Origin of the sequence: Rhodococcus sp. TAF43 (assembly GCF_052113525.1) — a bacterium.
In the GTDB taxonomy this organism is placed as follows: Bacteria; Actinomycetota; Actinomycetes; order Mycobacteriales; family Mycobacteriaceae; genus Prescottella.
In genome coordinates this window covers 1-18,649 of sequence record NZ_JBFRDL010000070.1, presented here as the reverse complement: position 1 = coordinate 18,649, position 18,649 = coordinate 1, and the positions used below count along the sequence as shown (strand labels likewise).

General features: G+C 64.1%; 15 protein-coding genes and 1 pseudogene. 5 read left to right on the top strand and 11 right to left on the bottom strand.

The features are described 5' to 3' along the window. The first annotated feature begins 299 nt into the window (after positions 1 to 299). Complete coding sequence (locus AB4Z09_RS27035; protein WP_442241152.1) at positions 300 to 1,019, top strand: hypothetical protein; 720 nt, start codon at positions 300 to 302, stop codon at positions 1,017 to 1,019. A gap of 488 nt (positions 1,020 to 1,507) precedes the next feature. Here the strand turns inward: AB4Z09_RS27035 and AB4Z09_RS27030 are convergent, their stop codons facing one another. Then, entirely contained in the window at positions 1,508 to 2,713 is a 1,206-nt protein-coding gene (locus AB4Z09_RS27030; RefSeq protein ID WP_442241151.1) for a glycosyltransferase 87 family protein, read from the bottom strand. 32 nt (positions 2,714 to 2,745) lie between these two features. Further along, the gene (locus AB4Z09_RS27025) at positions 2,746 to 2,970 is read right to left on the bottom strand and encodes a hypothetical protein (RefSeq protein WP_442241150.1); all 225 of its coding nucleotides are present in this window, start codon (positions 2,968 to 2,970) and stop codon (positions 2,746 to 2,748) included. A 229-nt stretch (positions 2,971 to 3,199) separates the two neighbouring features. On the opposite strand from AB4Z09_RS27025, the gene AB4Z09_RS27020 reads away from it, so the two are divergent. After that, positions 3,200 to 5,371: a DUF6973 domain-containing protein gene (locus AB4Z09_RS27020; RefSeq protein WP_442241149.1), complete on the top strand. Its 2,172-nt coding sequence runs from the start codon at positions 3,200 to 3,202 to the stop codon at positions 5,369 to 5,371. Positions 5,372 to 6,505: 1,134 nt separating this feature from the next. Here the strand turns inward: AB4Z09_RS27020 and AB4Z09_RS27015 are convergent. From AB4Z09_RS27015 to AB4Z09_RS26985, 7 genes are all read right to left on the bottom strand, one after another. Next, positions 6,506 to 6,703 (bottom strand): hypothetical protein, encoded by a 198-nt coding sequence (locus AB4Z09_RS27015; protein WP_442241148.1) that lies wholly within the window; start codon positions 6,701 to 6,703, stop codon positions 6,506 to 6,508. Positions 6,704 to 7,145: 442 nt separating this feature from the next. Further along, a complete protein-coding gene (locus AB4Z09_RS27010; protein ID WP_442241147.1) occupies positions 7,146 to 7,664 on the bottom strand; it encodes a hypothetical protein in 519 nt (172 codons plus the stop codon). A gap of 47 nt (positions 7,665 to 7,711) precedes the next feature. Further along, positions 7,712 to 8,356, bottom strand: a complete 645-nt coding sequence (locus AB4Z09_RS27005) for an ABC transporter ATP-binding protein (protein ID WP_442241146.1) — start codon at positions 8,354 to 8,356, stop codon at positions 7,712 to 7,714. Positions 8,357 to 8,402: 46 nt separating this feature from the next. Further along, on the bottom strand, positions 8,403 to 10,913 hold the full coding sequence (locus AB4Z09_RS27000) for a hypothetical protein (RefSeq protein ID WP_442241145.1): 2,511 nt from the start codon (positions 10,911 to 10,913) through the stop codon (positions 8,403 to 8,405). A 305-nt stretch (positions 10,914 to 11,218) separates the two neighbouring features. Next, the gene (locus AB4Z09_RS26995) at positions 11,219 to 11,605 is read right to left on the bottom strand and encodes a hypothetical protein (protein ID WP_442241144.1); all 387 of its coding nucleotides are present in this window, start codon (positions 11,603 to 11,605) and stop codon (positions 11,219 to 11,221) included. Between the two features lie 205 nt (positions 11,606 to 11,810). Then, positions 11,811 to 12,326, bottom strand: coding sequence for a hypothetical protein (locus tag AB4Z09_RS26990; protein ID WP_442241143.1), 516 nt, complete (start codon positions 12,324 to 12,326; stop codon positions 11,811 to 11,813). 117 nt (positions 12,327 to 12,443) lie between these two features. Continuing rightward, positions 12,444 to 12,827, bottom strand: coding sequence for a hypothetical protein (locus AB4Z09_RS26985; protein ID WP_442241142.1), 384 nt, complete (start codon positions 12,825 to 12,827; stop codon positions 12,444 to 12,446). 536 nt (positions 12,828 to 13,363) lie between these two features. Here AB4Z09_RS26985 and AB4Z09_RS26980 point away from each other — a divergent pair. Further along, positions 13,364 to 14,317, top strand: coding sequence for a phosphatidylserine/phosphatidylglycerophosphate/cardiolipin synthase family protein (locus AB4Z09_RS26980; protein ID WP_442241141.1), 954 nt, complete (start codon positions 13,364 to 13,366; stop codon positions 14,315 to 14,317). A gap of 225 nt (positions 14,318 to 14,542) precedes the next feature. On the opposite strand, the gene AB4Z09_RS26975 is transcribed toward AB4Z09_RS26980, so the two are convergent. Together AB4Z09_RS26975 and AB4Z09_RS26970 are read right to left on the bottom strand one after the other, a co-directional pair. Continuing rightward, entirely contained in the window at positions 14,543 to 15,100 is a 558-nt protein-coding gene (locus tag AB4Z09_RS26975) for an RES domain-containing protein (RefSeq protein WP_442241140.1), read from the bottom strand. Position 15,101: 1 nt separating this feature from the next. Further along, positions 15,102 to 15,527, bottom strand: a complete 426-nt coding sequence (locus AB4Z09_RS26970) for an antitoxin Xre/MbcA/ParS toxin-binding domain-containing protein (RefSeq protein WP_442241139.1) — start codon at positions 15,525 to 15,527, stop codon at positions 15,102 to 15,104. Positions 15,528 to 16,097: 570 nt separating this feature from the next. Here AB4Z09_RS26970 and AB4Z09_RS26965 point away from each other — a divergent pair. Then, positions 16,098 to 17,201, top strand: a complete 1,104-nt coding sequence (locus tag AB4Z09_RS26965) for a tyrosine-type recombinase/integrase (protein ID WP_442241138.1) — start codon at positions 16,098 to 16,100, stop codon at positions 17,199 to 17,201. 119 nt (positions 17,202 to 17,320) lie between these two features. After that, positions 17,321 to 18,649: pseudogene (locus tag AB4Z09_RS26960) on the top strand (hypothetical protein); the annotation flags it as partial.

The window sequence follows — 18,649 nt, the reverse complement described above, 5'->3', positions numbered from 1 at the left end:
GCGCTGCGCGAACCGGAAGCACTCGTCTCCCTGAACGGCGGCGGTAGCCGCTGGATGCGAACCGTGTTCGGTCGCCCCGTCGAACCGCCGAAGGCGCGGCCCGCTCGACGTGCCCGCGCCCCACGGACGCCCACCGATCCCGGGCGGGGCGCCCGCCGGCCGTCACAGGCTCGGACGCGAGAGCCGGACCGTTCCACCGACCGGCGGCCGGGGGAACCCCGGGACCGGTCGACGGCCCGCCGAGCACGTAGGTAGAACCGCGGGGACGCACAACCGAATGAAAGAACAAAGGGGGGCACATGCAGCGGGTCACCGCGAACTGTGATGGTTCCATCGGGCCGTTCGGAGACACCGACGCGGCCGAGCAATGGTTGGCGGCGAGGCTCGCATTCCTCTGCACACTCACCGGCCAGAAAGGCACACCCACGGCCCACATCCTCGATGTCGACACCGGCGGCCCCTGCCTCTGCCCAGCGGTCTACGACAGCAGCACCGACACCGTCCGCATGCACTACACCCCGAGCGAGGAGGATGTCTTCGACGTCGCCGCGGTCGACGGCATGCTCCTGCACGCGCTCGGACACCGCGCCCGCCGCGCCCAGGCGAAGATCCTGCGGTGGTTCGGGTGGACACTCGCAGCAGCCGCCCTCGCGTTCGCGGCCATCACGGCGTTTCGAGACGACCCCGCCCGAGACCATCCCACCCCGCCGCTGCTGATGTCCATCGCAGTCCTGGCGGCGTTGGGGCTGCTCCACAGCGCGGCGCTGGCCCGCGCCCACTGGCGGGCAGAGACCGACGCCGACGACTACGCGCTGCGTCACGGTGGGCCACGACCGATCCTGACCTTCCTGCGCCGAATGTCCGGCGACCCCGTCTCCGAATCCGCTATCCCCCGCGCGCGGCCCGCACGCCGCATCGCGCGCCTCCAAACGCGCTTCTGGGGCGACTCGACCCTCGTCACCGACGAACCCAGCCTGCCGCCGATCGCAGATCCCACCACGACGGACGACCAGATGTGACTGTGACCAGTCGCCGCACGATCGCTCTGCGCGGGGTACTCGACCTGTGTGTGCTGGCACGCTGACCGAGGCACCGTTGCACGGGTACGAGCTACCACCCCCAGCTCGCCGAGCGCGGCACCCGACATCTCGAACGGCACGACACACGCTGCTCGCCCGCGTGAAGACCGCCGGACACATCTCCGAACGTCCAGAATCCTCACCTCGCGGCCCGCCGCGCATCCACATCACTCTCACCGACGCCGGCCGCTCAACACTGAGAAGGTGCAGCAGAATGGAACGACCTCCACAAGGCTGTCGCTACGGTACTTGCCACAGCCGCCGACTGAGCCCCGGACCGCCTGTCCGCGTGCTAGGGCATTACGCCACTGGTGATTGTCGTGACTGATCAGCAGCAGCTGCGACAGGTCGACCGTTGAGAGCGTCGACTGTCGACCTTTCCCGATAGGCCCCGAAGGCAAGCCACACCAAGAACCCGAACCCGACCGTCACGTAGAGAGTGCCGAATCCGTGCTGCCACAGGGCCCAGTCGAGCTCGCGATCCCCGGCCGTCGGCAACAGGTGTTCAGGGCCCAGTCGAGCTCGCGATCCCCGGCCGTCGGCAACAGGTGTTGCGGGCCGATCAGGAAGAGTGCACCGATACCGGTGGCGGCGACGGTATTCCATCCACTGGGTGCCCGCACGACCCCGAGTGCCAGTGCCAGCAGTGCGGGGGCTGCCCACACCCAGTGATGCGACCACGACACCGGCGATGCCAACAGGACCGCCGCCGCATTCGCGAGCAAGGCCGGTACGAGATCGTCGTGGTCGAGAGCCCGCCGGATCGCGATTACCGCCACGGCGAGCATGGCCGCGACCGCGACCAGCCACAGCACCGACCCGATGTGCTCGGGCGGCCCGAATCGCGAGATGACCGCCTTGAAGGACTCGTTGTTGGCGAAGTAAGCCGGACCGATCCGGCCCGTATCCGGGAGGGTCTGCGACCAGTATTTCGTGGACGCCTCGGGCATCACGGCGAAAGCCAGCGCGGTGAATCCGAGGGCCGCGACGACGATGCGGCCACTGGTCCGCCAATCGCGTTTGAGCAGGAACAGCAGCAGGAAGGCGATGGGGGTCAGTTTGATCGCGGCCGCGAGCCCGATCAGTAGCCCGCGCGGCCATTTCGGCTTCTCCGTCAGCACATCGAGGGCGACCAACGCCATCAGGACCATGTTGATCTGCCCGAAGCTGATGGTTTCGCGAACGGGCTCGAGTTGCAGCGCCACGGCGACGGCGAGGGCTGTCACGGTCCACGAGGCCCGCGCGCCCAGTTGCGGTCGCATCCGGCCGAGGACCAGGCGCAATGTCATCGCCAGCGCGGCGACAGACACGAGGGTGAACACGAGCTTGCCGAGCCCGAGGGGAATGACCGCCAGCGGGACGAACAACATTGCCGCGAGCGGCGGGTACGTGAACGGCAGCCCGAAATCGCCGACCACGGGCGGCAACGCGCCGTACATGTCTCCGCCGTCGAGCAGCACCCTCGCGCCCATGCGGTAGACGAGCAGGTCGATGTAGGTGTTCCCGACGAGGAAGCTGACGGTCAGGCCGGCCGAGATAGCCAGCGCCGCGACCGCAACAGCGGCGCCTGCACGGCTGCGGAAGAACAGTTCGGATGACGCCCAGCCGCTTCGGTTCTGCCCTGAATGCCGCATTCGACAAACCTAGTAGTCGGTATGCGATGTCCCTATCGGGGTGCACGTACGGCGAGTTGCCACCACGGCGGCGCGATCCGCCAAGGGTGGAGGGCTGCCCAATCGTCGAAGGTGGCCGACCATATCTCGGAGGCGAGCTGGGTGAGGGTGCGGTAGTCCGGCGCGGGCTCAGCGGGGGTGGCCTCGCTGAAGCCGTGGACGCGAAGGCGCGCCATCACGGTCAGGCGGCCGCGGTCGGCGTCGGCCCAGGCGATCACGAGGTCGCCGACGGTCACCCAGCTGGTTTGCAGTCAACGGTGGTGGCGGGCCGAGTGCCAGACCACCTGGCGGAAGTCGACGCCGACAGCACCAACCGATAAGTCCGTTTTGTAACCAAAGCGAGACTTGGCATCGCCACCCGAATTGGTCGAACGACCGGTTTCATACGACATGATTCCTGCAGCTCCCAGCAAGTTCACAGGAGCTTCACAGGAAGTAGGAGGGGAAGTGAGCAGATCATCCCTACGCGGTCTTGAAGGGCCTCGTAGATATTTGAAAGGTTCGGCACGGGCGTTCGGCGTGCTGGCGATCGCCGCGACACTCACGGTGAGCGGTGCAGGTGGCGCTCTTGCCACACCTGACAGCGAGGTCGGGCAAACCCCGGTCACCACCACGACCGCGCCAGCAGAGCCAGGCGCAACTGACGCAGGCGCAAGCGGACCCGCGGACACACAAGCGCCTGCCGGGCAGGACGAGACAGCCGAACCTACACAGAAACCCTCCACACGGCGCGGCGAAGCGGACCGCATCGGCACGGTTACAACAGCGCCGCCCTCTGCCGCGGTGGATGTCGAGATGCCAGAACGCGAGCCGGGGAAAGCGAAACTGAGCGGCCAGGAGCTCGTTCGGGCCCAGCAGCACGCGTTGACGGTGCCCGCAGACCAGCTGCCGGAACTCCCTGCAGGAATGGCCGCACGAGCACAGCGCGAAGCTCTCCCGGAAGGCATCAGCGAGGAAGACGCCGAGCTGTCCGAGCGGATGGCCATGGTCGCCAACTCCAACTGCCAGTTCTACGTCCCGTCGCCACACGCAGTGTGCGGCGAGATCCGCAACAAGTACAACGCCATGGGCGGACCGGGCAGCTTCCTAGGCCTTCCGACCTCACCCGAGTACCAGAACCCCGGAGCAACCGGCTACCGCAGCGAGTTCCTACACGGATCCATCTACTGGTCCGCCGCCACCGGCGCCCACCCGGTCACACCACTGTTCATGACCAAGTGGGCCCAGCACCAATGGGAAGCCGGCTGGATGGGCTACCCGAAAACCGACGAAATCCCCAACGGCGACAACATCGGAAGCCGCCAAGAGTTCCAACACGCCAACGCCGCCATCTACTGGAACTCCGCAGTGCCCGCTCCTGGCCTCAGCGTTATCAACGGACTGATCCGCGACAAATGGAACACCCTCGGCGCCCAAACCCCCGGCAGCCTTCTCGGGTACCCCACGTCCGACGAGAAGACTCTCCCCGACGGCGCCGGGCGTATGAACCGCTTCGAACGCGGAGTCATTTACTGGTCCCCTGCAACTGGGGCCCACCCAGTAATTGGCGCAATTTTTTCTCAGTGGGCGTCCGCGGGATACGAGACGAGCAGTTGGGGCTACCCGATTGCTGGGCAATTGAGTTCTAGCAGCGGAGTCGATGAGCAGCAATTCCAAAACGGCCGAATCTATAGCTCGGGATTCCATATTCCGATTGCACCCAATCTCTCCCTTTCCCTCGGTATCCCATCATCTGGAGCCCTGCAGCCGGCGATTGTTACTGACGGTATCGCACTCAATGGTCCAGGATTCAGCGTGAGATTCAGGAAGGCATCGAATGACGGATCCTTTGAACTGTCATACACTCGCACAAATGCCCAATCTCCGAGCTCATTCGAAGCACTCTTTGGCCTTCCTGCCGGGTACAGCCTTCAATCAAATGGAACGAGAATTAACGTCCTCTCCCCAACAGGCGATCTTGTAGCAGGGGTCGGGCTTCCGTTCGGGTTCGATGCGAACGGCCAGCTGGTTCCAGTGCAAACCAGCCTTAACGGAAATCGCATGTCACTGCAGTTCGGGAGCGGCGGTACATATCCAACCGAAGCAGTCTCGATTGCGGGTGGCGGGAACGTACTCGACGAATGGTGGAATACAGGCATCCAACAGCGCCAGGTATGCGAGCAGAATCCCTACGATTGCGCGCGCGTCCGAAATGCTCGTGGCCCCGCGTACGATCTCTCTGTTGAAGCATTTCCAGACACCCACAATCTCATCCCGCCGCTGCCAGGAAAAACTCAATGGCGACCTGCGACTGAAGACAATCGGGTCGATGCCGCTCGCCACTGCATGTGGAATGGATACATGACCGAGGGCGCGAATTCTGATTTCGCCCGACAGATGGCGGGTGCACATGAGTTGGACGGGAGGGCAAAGCCTGGATATAAACTCAATGGCGAACTCATGGACCGGTTCAACAACGAAACAGGCGTCCATGTCGGGCTGAGAAATGAGGGAGATCCGGACAATATCGGGTCAACATGCATCCAGTACGCCAAGAATGCACCGATCGTTGATCCATCGACGATCGATCTCTCGAATCCGAACCACAACAGTCTAATCGCCCTGCTACACCCAATGTAACCAGGACACAGCCGGGACACGGGAGTGCGGCCCAGGGGTGTACCCCTGGGCCGCACGGTTTACCACGACAGCAAAAAGGAGACTCATGAAGAGACAGTGCGGAGAGTGGAGAAAATGAACGACCCATCCCGGGGCCCTTCAGCCTGGAATAAGTCGCTGCAAATAATCGTTGGTCTAACACTGGGTGCCGGACTATGGACCGCAGTTCAGCGGATTACTCCAGCCTTTTCCAATTGGACTGTAGACGTTCTCGTAGTCCCGATTGCAATCTCTTTGACGATTTGCATTATTATATCAATAAGACAGAACCTTATAGCCTTCGCGGCTTCCATTCTGTTCGGCACGATCATATTCGCTCTGGCGTACACCATCTTGGTAGTTTACGGCAGCTCTCCATCCATTTATTAACCCTACACCTTCGGATCCGGTGCCAAACTTGGACGTTGAGCGAGACCATTCATTGCACGACGAATCGGTTTAACTTTGGGCGCAACGCAAAGCGCCCCAACCCTCGGTGACTCTTATCGAAATAGATGATTTCCAGGGCTCATTCGGTATCATTCTAATAATTTCGGGCCGTCTTCTACGAATTGAGAGGAGAATTCAGTAGCGCTACAGCTGCCGCGGAAATCACGACTGCAGGAGTAGCAGCAACTCGCCAGGACCATTTCCTGTCTCGGCCCGAAAAGTAGAGTGTGCGAATAGCCCATAGAGAAAGCGAGATGGCGAGGGTTAGGGCTGCTACCGATCCATATAGGAGCTTATCGGGTCCCGTTGCGCTTTCGAAAGGGACCCATTCGTAGTTCAGTGAAAAAAGGATCGCAATCGAGCTAACCGTAAAGAAAAGACTAACGATCCCGGGCGGTCGACTGCTCGCAGCGTCAGTCTCGTCTCGCGCGTTCATACACGTAGAGTACGCGGCTGATACACCGAAGGGCCTCGGAGATCCAGCGGCCATCCAGATCGGGATCGACCACGTACTGCGTCGGGACGGCCCAGCGGCCAACAAGGGAACTGCGGGCACCGCTCGTACCGCAGGCTGGCGCCGAGTTCGCCGAAGTGGGTGAGACCGAAATGGAGGAGTTCATGCAGGTCCGGAGCGGCCAGCAGAGGTGGCGTCGAAGCTGAACCGACTCAGCCGCGACTTCCACTCTGCTGAGCTGGCGATCCGGTTGACCCAACGCCGTATTCGGCGAGGGCGGTTTCGCTGAAGCGTCGGTCGCGGAGGCCGGCCATCACCTCGAGGCGTTCACGGTCGGCGGCGGTCCAGTCGATCGCGAGGTCGTCGACGGTCAATCTCCCCCACTGGGCGTCGGCGTCGAGCTGGCCCACGAGGACCTCGCGCAGGCGGGCGGGCGGGTGTGGTGAGCACGGTCATCGTGTCCGAGTCGCGGGTGACAACGTGGGCGGCTGAGCGCAGGGCCGGGGTGCGGTACGCCCAGGCGCAGGCCGCGCACAGTGTGCGGCCGTCGCGGTTGGTCCAGGAACTGGAGCCAGTGAAGCGCTTCGAGACAACCTGACCGACCGGGGTCATCACCGCCGTGTGGCGCCCGCACCGCGCGCAGCCGCCGGCCGGTGCGGGCGTCACGATGGGGGACGTGTCATCTTCGCTGGTCACAGCACCTCGGTAGGCGCACCATACGACGTCGTCTACGAGTCGTGTCCCAGAGTCCGCGTTGGCATCGGTCACCCGTTTACGGTCGCACGAGACAATTGCTGGCCGCGCAAAGGCCGCGGGTGACGGTCCGAAATCTCGTGTCTGCGTGGCGGCAAGCTAGGCCGCGATTTGTTCGAATCGCTGCTGCATGCTGCGAATCGAGTCCAGTTCGACACCCCATCCGCTCTGGGTCTGTCCGAGTCTCACTGTGATCGGGGTGCCGCGCGGCGGGAAGCCAGGGTTCTGGCTGAGGAACATGACGTTGGCCGACCATCGGGTTCCGGCATCATTTTCGATCATCATCCCGACAACGGACGTTTCAATCGGGGCGAGCGACTTCGCAGAGATCGTCTCGGAGAGAAGCGCTACGGATTCATCGCGGCCGCTCGGGTCACCAACGACATTCGCCTGCTTATCTGTGGGCGATGTTGTTGGTTCGAGCACGGCTGCGAGCACATCCCCCACCACCTCCTTGGTCGGCGCCTCTGCTTCCCTGGGCGGACTCTGGATCGACGACGTGGTCGTCTCGCTGCCCTGAACATCGGAACATGCGACCAGCCCAGCGGACACGGCCACCAGCAGCGTCCCGGCGGCGATCGCAGGCTTGATTCGGAGCGTCTTCATCATGTTCAGCATCTTTCTTCCGGCGGGACGCCGGCTACGCAGGTGGCCGGTCTCGTGAGTTACACGGCGACGTCAACCGAATCGATTCGGCCGTCGACGATTTCGAGAACTGTGTCAGCGTAGTCCCGGGCCAGGGGGTCGTGAGTTGCGACGACAACAGTCACGCCCGACTGCGCCTGAGCACGCAGTAGTTCGAACAACGCGATGGAGTTCTGTCGGTCCAGCGCGCCGGTCGGCTCGTCGGCGAGCAGCACCTGCCGGTCACCGAGCAGAGCCCGCGCGACGCCGACCCGTTGGCGTTGTCCTCCGGAGAGTTGCCGCGGGAACCTCTTCTCGAGCCCTTGGAGACCCACGTCGGCGAGCATCTTGCGGCCGAGCGGTTCCATAGTCCGTCTGGGCTTTCCTCCCGATACGGACGGCAGGATGACATTCTCGACGGCCGTGAACTCTTCGATGAGGTTGTGGTCTTGGAAGACCACCCCGATGTCTTCGCGCCGCATGAGTGCTCTGGCGTCGGAGGTCATGGAGCCGATGTCGTGGCCGGCCACGAACACCGATCCGGAGTCGGCGGTGTCGAGGCCCGCCATCAGGTTGATCAGCGTGGTTTTGCCGGAGCCACTGGCGCCGTAGAGAGCGACGAACTCGCCACACCCGATGTCGAGGGAAATGCCGTTGACGGCCTTGGTCACCTCGGCCCCTGACACGTACTTCCGTATGACGGACTTCAAGGAGACGACGGGAGCGGACGTCCTAGACCTTGACAATTTCTGCTCCTTCGGGAGTTGTGACGGGCTGGGGCTGCTCCGATTGCTTGCGTACTTTGCCGAGCTTCAATCCGCGGGCGACCATGAGGTAGGCGACCGCCGCGCCGACCAGGAAGCTCGCCGCGACGATGTAGTACATCGACCACGGGATCGGGACGTTGGTTACCGCCTCAGTTACGGCATCCTGGTTGAACGTGGTGATCACCCACACGCTCAGATAGCCTGCGAATTCACCGAATACGAGCGATGTCAGTAGGATTGGCAGCAGATATAAGCCTGCGGTGTTGCGGAGCCATTTCTCACGGATCCCGGCGGCGTGCAGGGCGCGTACTACCGGCCGCAATCGGGTGATGACGGCGCGGCTGACCGATAGTGAGAGTACGACGACCAGGATTCCCATCAGCCAGACGGCCAACTGGAGTGATGTCGGCACGGGAATGACGTCCTGTGTCTTGTTGATGATGATGGACAGGTCGATGAATCGCCCGTTCTGCTCGCGGTAGTCGGCGGCCTTGGTGGTCTGTTCGTCGGTGAGGTCGCTGTACAGGCCGCGGGGAGTGCTGATCGGCCAGTTGTGTTCGAGTGCGGTCGGCAGCAGCACTAGTCCGTGGATGTTGCTGCCGAAGGCGAACTCTCGCGGGATTGCGACGGGCAGCGCTGGCAGGACCTCGAATGTGGGTGGTGCGGTCATCGTGGTGGTGCCGATGACTGTATCGCGGCCGGTCACGAAGTCGCCCAGGACGCCGCCGCCACGCAGCAGTGCTCGTTGGGGATCGGTGAGCGTGGCGCCTAGCCAGGTCTCGACGTCGCCTTCGTTGTGGAAGGCTCGCAGGCTGCCGATTTTCGGTTGGGCGCCGATGGTGACGAATACCGAGTCGTCGGGCGCGTCAGGATTCGAGTACCCGATGCCGTAGACGTCGATGGGATCTCGCAGTGAGGTGCTTGCCTCGAAGTCGGAGCGGTCCTCGGACCGAATCGGCTTTCCGCTGTCCATCCCACCGTTTATCTCCACGTATCCGGGCGGAATCTCCGCGAGCTGTGTGGCGTTCGACAGCTGCTTGACCAGCGGTGCCGTGGTCGAGAGCATGAGCGGAGTTGCCACAGCAACGGTCAGCAGGAGAACGATGAAACTCGTTCGCATCCGCTCCTGCGCGAGGATCCTGCCGACGAACAGTCCACTCATCCCGAGTCGCTTCACGAGCAGGGGGCTGAGCAGGAGCAGCAGGCTGCCTGCGCATGCGGTGAGGAAGATGATCGCGAGCCCGGACCGCTCGTACTGCTCAGGCCCGTGTGTCTCGGCCTGGTAGCCGCTGACCAAGACCCATACTGCTGCGACGCACCCGGCCAGCACAGCGATCACGCCGAGATAGGGCAGGACCGTGCGCACGATCGAGCGGCGGGCTCGTCCTGTGCGTGTGCCAGCCGCGATCTTCGGGTAGAACGCGAGAGCGCCGACGACGACGCCAACGGCCGCGAGGAGTAGCAGTCGCGGAATCTCCCCGAAGGGCCACACCACCGGGGACAGCAGTCGATGGACCCAGGACGACAGCGCCGGGCGGATCAGGTAGCCGACGATCGCACCGACGACGACACCACCGACCACGAAGATCGTGATGCCGGCAGCACAGGCGAGGAGGAATCCGCCGAGCACTGCGCGACGACGGACACCGGCCTTCTCGAATACCGCCTCGCTCTGACGCAGCCACACCAGCAGAAGCACCAGTGCGAAGACCGAGAACACCACGGGCAGAACCACTGCGGGGATGGTGTACTCGAGGCTCCGGTCGTGAGCCGAATATCGGTCCTTGGCCAGAACATTGTCGCGGTCGTAATACAACGGGCTCGGCGCCGAGTTGAACTTCCCGAGATATCCGTCCAGGACTTCCTGCTGTGCTTGGATCTGATCCAACACCGGGCGCGGATCATCGCCGTTCCAGAAGAGCGTCGAGGTGAATGCAGCGTCCCGGCTCGGGGAGAAGTACCGATCCGGAAGAGTCCTCATCGTGCCGGCGCCCGCCAGTATCTCCCGGGTGTCCTGCCGATAGTTGTTGACGTATGTGCCGACTACAACCCAGCCGTCGTTCGAATCAGACAGTGCCGGGGAAACTTTCGTCCCGATGCCCAGTTCCGTCGACAGCGCCTCGGAAGCAGCCAACTCGCCCGGGGCTTGCGGGAAGCGCCCACCGGTCAGTTCGATCGCGTCCGGGTACGGATTGGGGTCCCATTCAGATTCTCGGATCGCGACAGGTCTGCCGTGCTCGTTGAGAACAGGCACTCCGTCGTTCCTCAACGGGACAGTGAGCTCGGTTTCCACCCTGCCCATGCGCGCGAACAGGTCGGTGTCGACCGGGTAGTCCGGGGTGAGGAACACCGGTGGCAGATTGGCCGCAAAATCCGCGGTGCCTCCGAGCGATTCTGTCTGTTGCTGCGGAGACAATTGCAGGGCATTCAGGCTCATGACGATCGTCGCCACGATCGCCGCCGCCAGTCCGAGCAACGAGAAGGAGGCTAGAAGGGGCCTGTATCGGAGAAGGCCGCGCGCGATGAAAACGGATGCAGAAATAATGCGGTCCCCCAGACGAAAGTTCTTCTACGCCAAAAATCCTGGCTTCGGCCTGCAACTCCAACGGGCTTGCCAGCGCGACGACGCGAAGGGCGTTCGCGAAGCCCTCACCGCGCGGCACACGACATCCGCAGATGCGCTTCACATTGCCTGGCCACCCAGGAACCGCCGTGTCCGCCCCGACCTGCGGTCGCACAACACACCACCACAGATCGGGGCGGACACAATCGGAACGACCGTCAGCAGCCCTGAACGTCGTTGTTGGTGCCCCAAGACGTGAGCTTGTCGTTCTCGTCTGCCCACACATACGGCGCCCAGTAATTGGGGACCATCGGTCGGCAGAACCCGCCCCCGTCCTTATGCTCCCACCAGGAGTTCCGGTAGCCGCTGCGGTTGATCCACGACGACATACGGTCATTCGACGGGGTTTGCACGTTCTCCCGCCAGAAGAACGGAGTACGCGTTCCGAGCCACTTGTTGTAGTTGATGTCGTCGAAGATGCCGACCTCGRCCGGGCCGACCCGCCATTGCTCGTCGGCTGAAGCGATGCCAGCGCCAGGTGCGATCATCACTGCGAGCGACGCTGCCGCCCCGGCCAACGCCATCTTCGCCTTGATCTTCTTCATCTTTCCCCCTCGGATAAATGAAAATCCCTGTGTGATACAGGACACTCCGGACCATACCGGCTTGTCGGTTTTCGGTCAATGCGAGGCTTTCACTGTTGGCGCACTTAAGATTTCAAACACCGCACCGCGAGCATGATCCACAAATCATGACCGGCTCCGCACTTGATCGAGAATTGGGGCTACGAAACTCGATCCGGTAGTTGCGTCAGCCTCGATGGTGTTGTTTTCGCCGCGATTCACGCGACATCGAGGCGTTGCTGCGCACCGACACTTGATCGTTCTGCCGGTGACATGCGCGGCGTCGACCCACAGCACCGATGCCGACCACCGCGAACAGTGCCGCGGTGATAGCCACCGCACCAACCCGCCTGGACCGCACCGCGGGAGCTGTCGGCTCCGAGTCAGTCGCCATGATGCGGGCACGTTCGGTGTCCTGTAGGTGTTGTGGCCACCGGTCGTCGGCTCCGGTGTCGGGCCGCATGGCCTCGAGGGTCTTCAATAGGTCCTTCGTCATCGGATGCGCCTCGTTTCGGTAGTCGGGGACCGCCGAAAGCCACCGCCGCCAAGCGACCAGGAACGCCTGGGACGCCACATCCTGCGTGGTGCGGCCATCCGCGTGTCGGCATGCGTACGCGGACACCCGCCCGACATAGTCGCCCCACAACGCCGTGAACCGCACGGCGTTCCCCAATGCCGGTGATCCCGGCTGTTTCTCGCCCATACCAAGTAGTGTCCGGCCGCGTGCCGATTCTTACCGGAACCCTCGGAAGTTATCGGTACCGGCCCCATCGAACTGGACATTGGGAGAGCCGTTGAAGCACGGCCGCGGCGGCGGTCCTTAGTACTCGACCGGGACCACAGACCGCGACTCGGCAGCAACGGCTGCACCCTCAGGCACGAAGTCGCCCTCACCAACGCTGAGCACCGCACCGGTGTTCGCGTCGAGAAGCACGGACTTGAGCTTCGACGAATTCAGCAGATCCCGCTCTTCGTTCGAAAGCCTGTCCAGCAGACCCGAGTTCGGATCATTGGCCTTCGCCATCGCGTTTTCGATCGCCGTCACACTCGTGTCTGGCGCGGCCGGCGCAGACTCGCTCGGCGCAGCATTCGCCGGAGCGAACCCGATGCCGAGGACCGCGGCCGCAGCCACCACCCCGAGAACCTTCTTCATTGACATCACAGACTTCCCCTCTGTGGCAATGGCTTGTTCAAACCCACCCACCGTATTTACCGGCTGGCCCGTTTGCGGGAAGTGCGGCCCGCCCGCGCGTGGTGCGGCGCTGGCCGACGGCCGCGGAGGCTCTGGCGGCGCCGCTGGTGCAGGCATGGGTGCTGTCGGGTGCGCGACTGCGGCCGGCGGCCACGGTGCCGGCCCCTCATCATCAGGTCCGAAACCGGAACACGTGCAGGTCAGAGTCCTGTTCGTCCGGGTTGCAGGCTCGCCGATCGTGGGTAGGTTCGGTAGTGGCCGCCGGTTGGGATCGACCATCTGAGGTGGTCGGGCGGCAAGTTCGGGGCAACGCCAAACGCTTCGGCGCGGTGGGGTCGTGAGCGATCTGGGCGGTACCCGGCGAGGGGGAACACTCACGGGTACCGCCCTTTGCTCACGGGCGAGGGGACGTGCCGTTTTCCCTAATGAAGTCACCCGCTATGCGATGCGGGCGACCTCGACGGCGAACCGGCCGTCCTCGATCGGGGTCACGCGGGAGTCGATGTGCAGCCCGGACTTCGCGACCGCGCACGGCTACCGTTTCCTGTATGGGGACCACGTTCCACGGGCCGAGCCCCTGGCCGTACATCACCGCCACGCTCCGAAGGCAAGGCCCCCGGCACGCGGCGATCGCCTACCTCGGCATCGACGCCCCCGACCTGCTCCCCCTCCACACCGGTGATCTCCTGATCGTCAACGCCGCCCGCGCCGCAGTACGCGCACATGCCACCTCCCCCACCGCCCTCGCGCACTTCGTCGAAAAGGGAGTGCGGGTGCTGTCGTCACCGAACCTGCACGCCAACGTCATCACCACCCCCAAACACGCGATCGTCGGATCCGCGAGCGCCTCACACAGTTCCACCATCGCCGACGAAGCCGTGATCATCACCGACGACCCCGAAACAGTGATAGCCGCCCGCACGTTCACCGACGGTATCGACGAGACCACACTTGTCGACGAAGTATTCATCGCCAACGCTGCAGCTATCTGGTCGATCGGCCGGGCCGTCCCACTGGCGGGGATCGGAGGCCGGGCGCGCACCGAGAACGACTTCCTGCCCACCCCCGTGGATCGGATGTTCATCTGGCACATCACCGACCACCAGCCCGGAGCCGACGAGACACTGGCATGGTCGGCCCACGCGAGCCTCACCGCAGCCGGGCCGGCAGCGGACTATCCGCTCGAGTGGCTCCGCATCGACAAACCCGGCGGCAGTGTCCGCGGCCGACTCGAACGCGGCGATGCCCTCCTCCAGGTCACCGCCGACAACACGTGGATCCACCCGCCCGCGGTCGTGGACTCCGACCCGATCTCGATCCCCCACAGCCCCCACGCAGTCGCCTACCTGCTACGCACCCGCACCGACCTGGAACCGCTACCCGTGCCGGAAGCCGAAACACGACTCGCCGACCTCGGTCACCCCAATCCCAGACTGCATACCGACCACCGAATCGTCTCCCCCAGCCTCCGAACCGAACTGCTACGACTCTGGAAACTCTGACCACCCAAGAATCGGGGCAATGGTTCGGGGACCTTGTCGCGTACGAAGCTGTCCTCGCTCTGTTCAATACCCGTGAACCGCTGCGGCTACGCCGTTCTGGCGAATTCGACAGCGAGGGGCCGTCGACGGTCAGGCGACGACAGAGCCGAACCGGAGCTCAAGCGGACGGCCGCGATCCGTCCAGTGCGCCGTTCGCGGCAGCACTGCGTGCGGCAATGAGCCGCGTCAGACGATCACTCGATGAAGGGCTTTCGCAGCGTCCAGGATCCCCGGATGGTCCAGGTCCAACTGCTCCACACGCACGAGATCGGGACGCTGCCAGGAAGCCAGAACGGTCCAGATCGGACGGTGATAGGACCACCACGACACCGCCTGCCACGCCCGGTCATGCGTGTGTGGGTCGGTCTCGGACCAGATCCGGTGCCCCCACCTCTGGGTGACAGACAGGTTCCGGGTCACGACCTGCGTCGGCCGTAGTCCCAACCGCACCAGCTGGGCCGGGTCGTCGAGGTCGAGGATCCGCAGGTCGTCCGGTAGCTCGAATACCCCGAGAGCGCGGCGTGCGCCAGGCAGCTGGGGGAACTCAAGCATCGAGGAGTCCCAGCGGACGAGGTTGCCGAACGTCTCCCCGCAGGCGGCCTCGGCGAGTCGGGAGACGTACCAGACATGGTAGTTCGGGTGGTCGATGCGGCCGCCGCGCTGCGGGCGGTGCTCGTATAGGGGATGTCCGGGCTGACCGGGGGTAGCAGAGGGCAGGTATGGGAAGACGCGGTAGACCAGCAAGTCAGGCGGCCCCGCCCCACGTCTCCGCATCCAACGCTTCCAGCACCGGTGCCGGCCCCAAGATTTGCAGCACGTCGATCGGCCGGCCGCCTTCGAGGTACACGTTCGCGCTCTCGAGCCACGTGCGGGCCGCGGTCTCGCCCCACACGAGCCGGGCACGCGCGAGGACGTGCTCAAGATCGATCAGCAGCGGCGCGGCTGCCGGTCCCGGCCGCTCCTCCCCCTTGACCCACCGCGATGGCTGCGAGCGGTTCACGCCCACGATAGCGGCAAGCTGCGCGCCACCGAACTCGTCGGCCAGGTACCGCACCCGTTCAGCCGACAATGGATCATCCGCAGCCACGCGCCCCGACGTCGCACGTCGAACCGTCGAGCGGCCCGGCGCGTGGACCCGCTCAGCAGCGGACTTCTTCTTTGTGGTGGCCATGCCCTCACTCTACCCAACATCTGCGTTGGGCAGAAGCAGGAACCGGCGAGTACCACCGATTAGGACAGGCATGGCGGGCCGTCGTCGTGACGGGTCAGCGGGTCTGATCGAAGAGCAGACCACCCCGTTTGTCCGCAGCCATATCAGTCGAAGGCTGCGACGACCGAACTACTGCGTCGGCGCACCGCCGATGTACCCGCTCGCCCGGTGAGCCCGACGCTCGCGGCGCTGACGTGCAATCCACCTGAGAACGATGCTCCACCTCCCTCAGACCAACCCGCCACGAGCTCAGCCATCACGCTTCACACCCTGCCCTTTCCAAGCCCGCTCGCGGAGCTGCTTCCGCGCCGTGGTCTCGTCCGAGGCACCACCGTCCAGGTCTCCGGTGTGGCATCGCCTCAGGCGGGCATCCTCGCCTCGGTCACAGACTCCGGAGGATGAGCAGCGCTGGCGGGCTGTCGCGCTCCAGGCCTCTTGGCTGCCGTGAAGATGGGCGCGGAGCTGAGGCGTTGTGCTTTCTCTGGGGGTTTGAAGACTGTGGCGTGATGTCGTGTCAGCGACTCGTCGTAAGTGTCTTGCGACCGTTCTTTTGGGGGTGTAGCTCTGTGGGGCCTTGTTGATCATGTGGCTGAACGGAGAGATTTGGTGCGGGCGTTTAGGGTTCGGATGCCATCAGGCGGTGGGTATTGGACGGTCATCGATGGCGAGTACGGCGTGGAGCCGGTCGCGGACCGGTACCTGAGGGAGCTGCGGTTCGGCAGGGATCGCGCTGAGTCGACGACCAAGGCCTATGCCGAGAGCGTGGCGTTGTTCCTGCGGTGGTGCGATCAAACTGGGCGTGAATGGCGATCGGCGGCAATGGATATCGGGCTCTTCATCGTCTGGTTGAAGTACACACGAGCAGATGGTGGCCGAGTGGTCCTCGGGCCCGGCACCGAGCCGGTACGGAGTTCGTCGCGGATCAACAAGGTGTTTGTGGCCACCCGAGGATTCCTGTCGTTCGCGGTGGTGGCGAAGGAGGCGCCGCCGGTGGTGATGGAGCAGCTGTACGAGCTCTCCGACACTCGGGATCTGCCGGTTGCGGCGCACGGCGAGAGTTCGCAGCTGCGGTATCGACTGCGGGCTCGGCACAGCCTGCGTGAACCGGAGACGGCCGTGGATCGTGCAAGTGATGAGGAGATCGTCGCCTTGTTCCGGGCATGCYGGTCGGCGCGTGACCGGTTGATCGTGTTGTTGCTGGCTCGGGCGGGGCTGCGGCGCGGCGAGTTGATCGGTCTGCGTCGCAGTGACCTTCACCTGTTGCCGGAGAACTCGGTGCACCAGTGTCCGGTCCAGGGTGCCCACCTTCATGTGATCCGTCGTGAGAACCCGAACGGTGCCATGGCGAAATCGCGTAATTCGCGGGCGGTCCCAGTCGACTTTCTGGTGGTGCGCGCTCTCGACCTCTATCTGCTCGAACGGGCCGAGCAGCCTGCTGCGGTGGAGTGTGATCTTCTGCTGGTCAACCTGTTTCGAGCGCCGTTGGGTGCGCCGATGACGTTGGGTGCGATCAACGAGCTGTTCAGGGCGTTGTGTCGGCGTGCGGAGCTGGCCCGCTCGATTTCCCCGCATCAGTGCCGGCACGGGTTCGCCAGCAACCTGGCCGATTCGGGGGCGTTGCTGGATGAGATTTAGGGGTTGCTCGGGCATGCATCCCCGGAGTCGTCGCGACCGTATCTGCATCCGTCGCCGGACCGGCTGCGGACAGCGGTTGAACGGGTTCCGTCGCCCCGCGTTCTGGTGGAGGGCGTGCGATGACAGCGGCGCAGGCTTCACTGACAGCAGGCCCCACCACCAGCGACGATGCTGCGATCGCCGCACAGCTGTGGGCGTCGATCGGACCGGAGTTCCTGGAGCTGATGGGATGGTCAGCGGATCGTCGGGTGCTCTACTTTCCGCAGCGGCACCCGCTCCTCGGACGTACTGGCTGCATCGTGAGCGGCTGCGGCGTCGCAGCAAAGAACCGCAACGGCATGTGCTCGGCGTGTGTCCGGCGTTGGAAGGCAGCCGGTAAGCCTCCGGCGACGGAGTTCACGAAAACGCCACGCCGGTGGGTGGCGAGTGGGCGCGGGCGGTGCGCTTTTCCACGCTGTCAGCGGCCGTGGACCTCGAGTAACGAACTGCTGTGCAGATCCCATCACCACCAGCGCACGCAGACGTTGAAGGTCTCGATGGCCAAGTTCCTGACTTACCCGGGTGTCATCGCGTTGGCGGCGTTCGGGCCATGCGAAGTGGTGGCGTGCACGCGTGATCGGGATTCGGCTTCGCCGTACTGCTCCAACCACAGATTGCACTGGAATCGGATGCTTGCCGACAGCGGCGTGGATCGTGGAGTTGGGGTGGATGAACAACGATTTCGGCGTACCGCAGCAGCGATCCCTTCGCTCAACGAATGCAGCTTGCGCAGGCTCCCGGACAGGGTCGTCGCAGAGTTGTTGTTCGGGCTCGAACGCCGTACGGCGTGGGGCGCGAAGACCATGCCGGACCAGTTGCGGCCGGTGGTCGCACGTGTGCTGGCCAACGGGCACCACTCGGTCGAGGAGATGGTACCGGGTGGGCTTGCAGAGTCCGCGCAGATCGTCCTGACCAACATCGTCACCGAAGTCCGGCGCGCCCGGCGGACCCCGGAAACTGAGCGAGTCAAAGATGACTGGGACGCCACGGTATTCGGGTTCAGAGGGACGCTGCGATTCGGGCAGATCAGCCAACCCTGGCTGCGGGAAGCGACCAAGATCTGGGCCTACAACGATCTGCCTGTCCGTCGTTCCACGAACGCGAAGTCGGCGGTCCAGAACGACATCAAGTATGTGGTGATGCTGTCGGAAAGCTTGCGGCTGCAACGGCCCGGCGACCACGGAAACAACCCGTCCGCTCTGTCCCGCAGCGATATGTGCGGCTTCTTGAACCGCATGACGTTCTTGTACACGAACGGGACCGTGAGCGCCCGCACCCGGTTGAGGCGGCTTCTAGCGGTCGCCGCAACACCCAACCTTTTGGGAGTTGCGACGACCGTGTCGGTTTCAGGTGATGAGCGCGAGGTGTTGAGGCGGGAGTTCCTCGCGGCTATGGACGCGGCTATGGAC